At 62.1% G+C, this 8,235-nt stretch carries 7 protein-coding genes and 1 pseudogene; 3 read left to right on the top strand and 5 right to left on the bottom strand.

Going from position 1 to position 8,235, the window contains the following annotated elements; all coding sequences use genetic code 11:
• Positions 1–1,003 (top strand): argininosuccinate synthase (locus tag ABYW26_RS07130; protein WP_372604085.1); only part of this gene is annotated, 1,003 nt, incomplete at its 5' end.
• Between the two features lie 108 nt (positions 1,004–1,111).
• Positions 1,112–1,774, top strand: coding sequence for a peptide-methionine (S)-S-oxide reductase MsrA (gene msrA / locus ABYW26_RS07135; protein WP_372604086.1), 663 nt, complete (start codon positions 1,112–1,114; stop codon positions 1,772–1,774).
• A 6-nt stretch (positions 1,775–1,780) separates the two neighbouring features.
• On the opposite strand, the gene ABYW26_RS07140 is transcribed toward msrA, so the two are convergent.
• Both ABYW26_RS07140 and ABYW26_RS07145 read right to left on the bottom strand, forming a co-directional pair.
• On the bottom strand, positions 1,781–3,421 hold the full coding sequence (locus ABYW26_RS07140) for a peptidoglycan-binding protein (protein WP_372604087.1): 1,641 nt from the start codon (positions 3,419–3,421) through the stop codon (positions 1,781–1,783).
• Between the two features lie 52 nt (positions 3,422–3,473).
• Positions 3,474–4,697, bottom strand: coding sequence for a phenylacetate--CoA ligase family protein (locus tag ABYW26_RS07145; protein ID WP_372604088.1), 1,224 nt, complete (start codon positions 4,695–4,697; stop codon positions 3,474–3,476).
• 130 nt (positions 4,698–4,827) lie between these two features.
• Here ABYW26_RS07145 and ABYW26_RS07150 point away from each other — a divergent pair, with 130 nt between their 5' ends.
• Complete coding sequence (locus ABYW26_RS07150) at positions 4,828–5,664, top strand: hypothetical protein (protein WP_372604089.1); 837 nt, start codon at positions 4,828–4,830, stop codon at positions 5,662–5,664.
• Between the two features lie 14 nt (positions 5,665–5,678).
• Here ABYW26_RS07150 and ABYW26_RS07155 read toward each other — a convergent pair whose 3' ends face one another.
• The 3 genes and pseudogenes from ABYW26_RS07155 to ABYW26_RS07165 all read right to left on the bottom strand — a co-directional run.
• Positions 5,679–6,503 (bottom strand): ABC transporter ATP-binding protein, encoded by an 825-nt coding sequence (locus ABYW26_RS07155; RefSeq protein ID WP_372604090.1) that lies wholly within the window; start codon positions 6,501–6,503, stop codon positions 5,679–5,681.
• A 127-nt stretch (positions 6,504–6,630) separates the two neighbouring features.
• Complete coding sequence (locus ABYW26_RS07160; RefSeq protein WP_372604091.1) at positions 6,631–7,914, bottom strand: ABC transporter substrate-binding protein; 1,284 nt, start codon at positions 7,912–7,914, stop codon at positions 6,631–6,633.
• Positions 7,915–8,009: 95 nt separating this feature from the next.
• Positions 8,010–8,235 (bottom strand): annotated as a pseudogene (locus ABYW26_RS07165) (branched-chain amino acid ABC transporter permease); the annotation flags it as partial.

Here is an 8,235-nt window from a genome sequence, read left to right on the forward strand (position 1 = left end):
CTTCGTCTTCCCGATATTTCGAGCCAATGCGTTGTATGAAGGTGGCTATCTGCTGGGCACCTCGATTGCGCGGCCGCTGATTTCGAAACGTCTGGTCGAGATCGCCGAAGAAACCGGCGCCGACGCTGTGGCCCATGGCGCCACTGGCAAGGGCAACGATCAGGTGCGGTTCGAACTCAGCGCCTATGCGCTGAACCCCGACATCAAGGTGATTGCACCTTGGCGGGAATGGAACCTCAGCTCGCGCACCAAGCTGCTGGACTTTGCTGAACAGAACCAGATTCCGATCGCCAAGGACAAACGCGGCGAGGCACCGTTCAGTGTGGACGCCAACCTGCTGCACACCTCGTCCGAGGGCAAGGTTCTGGAAGATCCCGCCGATCAGGCCCCGGAATACGTGTTCCAGCGCACCGTGAATCCCGAAGACGCGCCGGACACCCCGGAATATATCGAGGTTACCTTTGAAAAGGGTGATGCGGTTGCGATCAACGGCACCGCGATGAGCGCCGCCACTGTCCTGACCGAGCTGAACGAATATGGCCGCAAGCACGGCATCGGCCGTCTGGATTTCGTCGAGAACCGCTTTGTCGGCATGAAATCGCGCGGCATCTATGAAACGCCGGGCGGCACGATCCTGCTTGAGGCCCACCGCGGCATCGAACAGATCACGCTGGACAGCGGCGCGGGCCACCTGAAGGATTCGATCATGCCGCGCTATGCCGAGCTGATCTATAACGGCTTCTGGTTCAGCCCCGAGCGCGAGATGCTGCAGGCGCTGATCGACAAGTCGCAAGAGCATGTCACCGGCACCGTGCGGCTGAAGCTTTACAAAGGCTCGGTCAATACCGTCGGCCGCTGGTCGGATCACAGCCTGTATTCCGAAGCGCATGTCACGTTCGAGGACGATGCCGGCGCTTATGACCAGAAAGATGCTGCCGGGTTCATCCAGCTGAACGCGCTGCGTCTGAAACTGTTGGCGGCGCGCAACCGGCGTCTGAGCTGAGCCGCGCAAATATTTCAACAGATCGAACCTACGTGATCTCACGGGGATGTCAGTTCCCCGTGAGCCATCGCAGCGCATAGCGTGGAGCATCCGCCACAGGAGGGCGCCATGACCCAAACGCTGCAAACCATCAAAACCCTGATCCTTGCCATCGCAATCGTGCTGGGCTTTGCCTCGCATCATCCGGGTGCCAAGGCGGCCCCGAATGAAACCGCCGTGTTCGCAGGCGGGTGCTTCTGGTGCGTCGAATCCGATTTCGAACAGGTGCCGGGGGTCAAGCGCGCGGTGTCGGGCTTTACCGGCGGCACGGTCGCTAACCCGACTTATAAACAGGTCTCAAACGGGGGCACCGGCCATTTCGAGGCGGTCAAGATCACCTATGACCCCGATAAGGTCAGCTATGAAACGCTGCTCCACCTGTTCTTTCGCAGCATCGACCCCACCGATCCCGGCGGTCAGTTCTGCGACCGGGGCGATACCTATCGCACGGCCATATTCGTCTCTAATCCAGCCGAACAGGCCATTGCCGAACAGGAACGCATGGCTGCCCAAGCGGCGCTGGGCAAAAAGATCGTGACCCAGATCCTGCCCGCCGGGCCGTTCTATGACGCCGACAGCTATCATCAGGATTACTATAAACAGACCACGCTGGTGCTGACTCGCTTTGGCCCGAAATCCAAAGCCGAGGCCTATAAGAAATACCGCGATGCCTGTGGCCGTGACAAACGGGTCAAGGCGCTGTGGGGCGCCGAGGCACCGTTCGTTCACTGACCCCGATCAGCGGCCGAACAGCGTGTCGGCCATGATCTGCACGACCGTATCCTCGTTCAGATAACCGGTCGGCGTCATGTCGCGCGATGACTGATAGCGGCGGATCGCCCGCCGGGTGTGGTCATCGAACGTGCCATCCACCGAACCGGGTTTGAACCCCATCTTGGCCAGGCGTTGTTCGATCAGGCGGCGGGTGAACAGGTCCAGATGCAGCGCCTGTTCGGCGGCGATCGCGACCTGTTCCTCGTCAGCATTTTCCGCCTGTGCGTTCAGAATGGTCAGCCGGGCATTGGCCTCAGAGGCAAACGCGCCCTGCGGAAAGGCGATCAGATAGTCCTGATAGGCGCGCGCGGTGTCGATCTGCACCGCGTGATCCCACGCCGCGCGGTCCTGAGCGGCGGCCTGTTGGCGTTTCTCGGATTCGATCACCGCCAGACGGTCTTGGGCGACCTCGGCAAAGACCCCGTCAGGATAGCGGTTCAGATAGGCGCGCAGGCCGGGTTCATCGCCCGCCGCGCCGGTTTCGGCCCAATAGGCCCGATCCTGTTGTTCCTGCTGAGCACGGCGGGCCTCGGCCTCGGCCTCAAGCTCGGCGGCGCGGCGTTCGGCCTGCGCATCCAGCCGCTGGATCTGGTCGCGGGTCAGATAGCCGGTCGCCTGAAAGGCGTTTTCGCCTTGCCAATTGCCGATTGCGCCACGGGTTCCGGCGCCGAAAATGCCGTCGATGCCGCGGGTGTTATAGCCCAGCAGCGACAGGTCGCGCTGGATCTCCCGGCGGGCATCGCGTGACAGGGCCAGCGCGGCCTCGGTCTCGGCGGCCAGCCGGGCAGGGTCCGAGCGAATCGCGGCGATGCGACTGCGGGCCTCGGCGGCGTTGGGTCCATCGGGATAGCGGTCGAGATAGGCCAGATAGGCGGATTCGGTGTCCTGTTGCGTGATGGCCTGCCAAAATGCGGCTTCGGCGGTTTGTTCAGCAAGGCCGGGCGCATCGCCGGTGCGGGGAATCAGCACCAGATCGGGCGACAGAAAGCCGCTGTGACCCAGCCCGGCCCGCGCTGCGGCAGTGGCCAGAACCGCGCCCGGCTGCGCCAGCGTATCACCGGCAAACCCGGCCACCGCGCGCGGGCTGCCGGTCAGAACCGTGACCCCTTGCGGCACATCCAGCGGCCCAACGCCCGCCGTCAGGTAAGGCGCTACCGCGCCGGAATCGTCATCCGGCCCCAGCAGCAGAACCGCGCGGCCCGGATGGTTGGCCAGCACCGTCATCACCAGCGACAACGGCAAGGCCCCACGCGGCAGCGCGGCCAGCGTCGGGGCGCGGCTGTCGATGGGCAACAGCCATGTTTCACGGTCGGATTGCACGAAGCGCCCGGTCAGGATCACCACGACACGTTCGGCCAGTGGTGCGGCGGCGGCGAAATCGGCCAGCCCGTCCAGAATATCAGCCGCCGTCGCGTCCGAGCGGGTCAGAACCTGAAACCCGCGCGCACGAAACGCTTCGGAAGCCTGCGCCGCGTCGTCGCCGCGGCTGACATCCGGCAGGACGTCGTAATTTTCATTGGCCACGATCAACGCCAGATCGGCGGCATGGATCGGTGTCGCCAGCAGCGCAACAGCGGCGGCCGAGCTTAGGAACAGGTGTCGCATTGGGGGTCCTCCTGTCAGACAGGATACACGCCCCCAGTGCTGTTATCGAATATCAACCGGCATAGTCGCGCTGATCGTCGATCACCTTACCGTCATTGGGCAGACTGCCGGGGCCGACGATCTGAACCCGGCCTTTCAGCTTTAGCACCTCAGCGACCGAGGCGGCGAAGGGCGCCGGATCGGTGGCGTTGCTTTCGACTTGCACGGTCATCACGTCCATCTCGCCCTCGCGGGTGGCAATGACGCGCGCCCGGTTGATGTCCGAGTGTTTGGAAACGAAATCAGCCACTTGCTCGGGGCGGACGAACATGCCCTTGATCTTGGTGGTCTGGTCGGCGCGGCCCATCCAGCCCTTGATCCGCAGGTTGGTGCGGCCACAGGGGCTGACGCCGGGCAGAACCGCGCTGAGATCGCCGGTGGCGAAACGGATCAGCGGATAATCGGGGTTCAGGGTGGTGACGACGACCTCGCCAACCTCGCCCGGGGCGACCGGATTGCCGGTGCCGGGGGTGACGATTTCGACGATCACGCCTTCATCGACGATCATGCCCTCCTGCGCGGGGGACTCGTAAGCGATGTTGCCCAGATCGGCGGTGGCATAGCATTGCAGGCAGCTGATACCGCGATCGGCGTATTCCTGACGCAGCGACGGGAACAGCGCACCGCCCCCCACGGCGGCGCGGGTGATGTTCAGGGTCAGGCCCATATCGGCAGCCTTGTCCAGAATCACCTTCAGGTAATCCGGCGTGCCGCTATAGGCGGTGACGCCCAGATCATGTGCGGCGCGGGCCTGAAGCTCGGTCTGGCCGGTGCCGGCGGGCAAAACCGCCGCGCCAACCGCGCGGGCGCCGCTTTCAAAGATCATCCCGGCCGGGGTCAGGTGATAGCCGAAACAGTTCTGCACGATATCGCCCTTGCCGATGCCGCAGGCATGCAGGAACCGGCCAATGCGCCACCAGTCATTGCCGATGCGCCCCGGCTCGTAAATCGGGCCGGGCGATTGAAACACGTGATCGAACCCGGCGGCGGGCAGGGTGGTAAAGCCGCCGAATGGCGCCGATGCGGCCTGTGCCTTGCTCAGTTCGGACTTGCGGATCACCGGCAGCGCGGCCAGCGCTTCGACCGAGGTGATGCTGTCGGGATCGACATCGCCCAGCAGCGCCGCCAGCCCCGGCGCGGATTTCGCGCGGGCGATCTGTTGTGGAAGGGCCTTGGCCAGACCAGCGGCCCGTTCATCCGGACTGCGGGTTTCAAGTTGGTCAAAATGGCGCGGCATGGGGGCCTCTCCTTCCTTGCGAAACAGCGGATTTCCGCAAACCGGCAAAGGGTGTTAGCACGGTGATCGGAATTATGTTACGTGGCGTAAAATTGAGTAATTTGTTTGCATCATTGAGGAGGAGACACTGATGCCCACTCGTTACGACGACCGGATCAGGTTCATTGACGCCGAAGAAATCATGGAGGTCGATTTCTCGAACCTGACGCTGGACAGCTCGGCTGATGTGAACCGGTTCTATGATCGTATCGAAGAGCGCATCGCGGCGACCGAAGAGACCAAATGGTTCTTTCTGGTCAACTACTCGCATATGCGAATCGACAACTCGGCGTGGTTTGCGTTCAGCCGCCGTGGCAAGGAACTGAACCTTGCGCATTCTCAGGGCAGCGTGCGTTTTGACACCAGCGAGGAAACCCGCCGCCAGATCGAACGCGCGGCCCAGACCGAAGCCTTTGACCCGAACCTGTTCGCTGATCGCGACGGCGCGATCGCCCGCATCCGGCAATTGCCATCGCAGCGGCTGCGCAAGATCAACCATACCCCGACCTTCACCCGCGACGATGTCGTCCGGCGCGTCAAGTTCTGGGAAGATACGGTGATCATGGAGGTCGATTTCTCGAACCTTGCGTTGCACCATTCCGGCGATGTTCATCTGTTTTACGACTATCTGGAAGAGGCGATCAAAGCGTCGGACCGCAAGTGGTTCTTTCTGGTCAATTACGAGAACTGCGAAATCTACCCCGAGGCCTGGGTGTCCTTTGCCGCGCGCGGCAAGGCGTTGAACATCGCGGCTTCGCTGGGCTCGGTCCGGTTTTCGCCGGGTTCCGAGACCGAAGAGGACATCCGCCTGCGCGCCGAAAGCCAGAATTTCCGCCCCAACATCCGCAACAGCCGCGACGAGGCGCTGGAGCGGATCGAAGAGTTGCGTGCCGAGATTCTGGCCTCGATCAAAGCCCGTGGAAAATGACAGCGTAGCGTGCATCAGGCCAGCCACCGCTTGCGCCGGCGATAGGACCGCACATCGCGAAAGCTTTTGCGGCCTTCGTCGGACATGCCCAGATAGAATTCCTTCACATCCGGGTTCTCGCGCAGTTCCTTGGCCGGGCCATCCATCACGATGCGGCCGGATTCAAGGATATAGCCGTAATGCGCGTAGCGCAGGGCGACGTTGGTGTTCTGTTCGGCCAGCAGAAAGCTGACGCCTTCGTTTTCATTGACGGATTTCACGATCTCGAAGATCTGTTCGACCAGCTGCGGCGCAAGGCCCATGCTGGGTTCGTCCAGCAGGATGGTTTCAGGGCGGCTCATCAGAGCGCGGCCCATGGCGCACATCTGTTGTTCCCCGCCCGAGGTATAACCCGCCTGGCTTTTGCGCCGCTCTTTCAGGCGCGGGAAATAGTTATAGACCATTTCAAGGTCGGCGTTGACCGCCGCCTTGCCGTCGGTGCGGGTATAGGCACCGGTCAGCAGGTTCTCCTCGATGGTCAGGTGTTCGAAACAGTGGCGGCCTTCCATCACCTGGATTACACCCTTGCGCACCAGCTCCGATGGGTTCAGATCCTGCACCCGCTCGCCACGATAGATGATGCTGCCTTTGGTGACCTCGCCGCGCTCGGAATGCAGCAGGTTCGAGATCGCCTTCAGCGTGGTTGTCTTACCCGCGCCATTGCCGCCCAGCAACGCGGTGATCCCGCCTTTGGGCACGCTTAGGCTGACGCCTTTCAGCACGAGGATCACGTGGTTGTAGATCACCTCGATATTGTTGAGCTCAAGCAGGGTCTCGTCGTTTGCGGTGCCGTCCAGCATCTGTTGTGCCTTCCTAATGTCTTGTCTGATCCGCCTTTCGGGCGGTGGTATCTCTGGCGCGGTTAATCGGGAAACCGCGCCAGAGACTTTCCCCCGTGTCAGGCCAGGGGTCGTCAGGTCACGCTGCTTAGTTGCAGCGCTCTGACCAGCCACTTTCGGCAGCATAGGCAGCCGAGTCAGCGTCGATCAGCGGTTGGATCACGTCCTTGTCGCTTTCGATCAGGTCCGAGACGATGTTCCATTTCTGGGCTTTCGCATCCCATTGCTGGATCACCGCCATGCCGGGGCCACCGTGGTTATCACAGGTCACGTTCACCTCGGGACCAAAGCCGGGCATGCCCAGTTCAGCCAAGCGGGCTGCGTCCACTTTCAGGGCTTCCATCCCGTCGCGCATCATTGCGGGGGTGATATCGGCCGTGCCGTGGATTCCCTGTGCGGTGCGGGCAGCCTCGGCAGCCAGCATCGCGGCATAGAGACCGCGGTTATACTGAACCTGACCCAGCGACTGACCATCGCCAGCGGCCTTGCCGGCATCGACGACATATTTCTTGATGTCCTCGAAGATCGGGAAATCAGTGCCGGTGCCGGTGAAGTTGGTCGATTTATAACCATCGGCCGCATCGCCAGCCGGCAGAACGTCCGGTTCTGCACCCGACCACCACACGCCGATGAAGTGATCCATCGGGAAGCGGATGTTTGCGGCTTCCTGAACGGCGACCTGGTTCATCACGCCCCAGCCCCAGAAGAACACATAGTCAGGCTTTTCGCGGCGGATTTGCAGCCACTGCGATTTCTGCTCTTGGCCGGGAGAGTCGACGGGGATCAGCGTCAGTTTGAAACCGTGCTTTTCCGACAGACCTTCCAGCGTGCGGATCGGTTCCTTTCCATAGGCCGAGTTGTGGAACAGCAGGGCGATGCTCTTGCCTTCAAGGCTGCCGTTTTCCATTGCCAGCGCATGTTTCACCATGATCGAGGCCGAATCCCAGTAGTTGCCCGGATAGTTGAACACCCACTCGAAGATCTTGCCGTTCTTGGCCGAGGTCCGGCCATAGCCCATGGTGTGCATCGGGATGCCATCCGCGGTGACTTTGGGGATCAGCTGATAGGTGATCCCGGTCGACAGCGGCTGATAGACCAGCGGGTTCATGCCCTTGGTGGCCTCATAGCATTCCACACCCTTGTCGGTGGAATAGCCGGTTTCGCATTCCGGGACGCTGGTCATCACGCCGCCGATACCGCCATCGCGTTCGTTCAGCAGAGTGAAGTAATCCGCGTAACCGTCCGCGAAGGGGATGCCGCCCGCGGCGAACGCCCCGGTGCGATAGCTAAGCGACGGGAATACAAGATCCGCCATCGCAGGCGCTGCGGCCATCGTCGCCACCAGTGCCAGAGTTGCCAGTTTCGTTTTCATCGGTGTTTTTCCTCCCAATATGGTTTCCGATGTGTCCCGCGTTTAGCAGGGGGGCGGGCGCGGTTATGGTCCGCGCTCCGCTGATTGGTTGCCCGCTAGTGCGGGAAAGGCCAAAGTCTGAGTCTCTCTTTTGCGACCCGCCAAAGCTGGGCCAGCCCGTGCGGCTCGGCGATCAGGAAGATCACGATCAGCCCGCCGACGATCATCAACTCGGCATGGGCGGCCAGATCGGTGGGCCAGTTCATGCCGCCGACCAGCACGTTTTTCAGCAGCACCGGCAGCAGCACCAGGAACGCCGCCCCGGCAAAGGAGCCGAAGATC

It is taken from the genome of Actibacterium sp. (assembly GCF_041584535.1).
Lineage (GTDB): Bacteria > Pseudomonadota > Alphaproteobacteria > Rhodobacterales > Rhodobacteraceae > Actibacterium_D.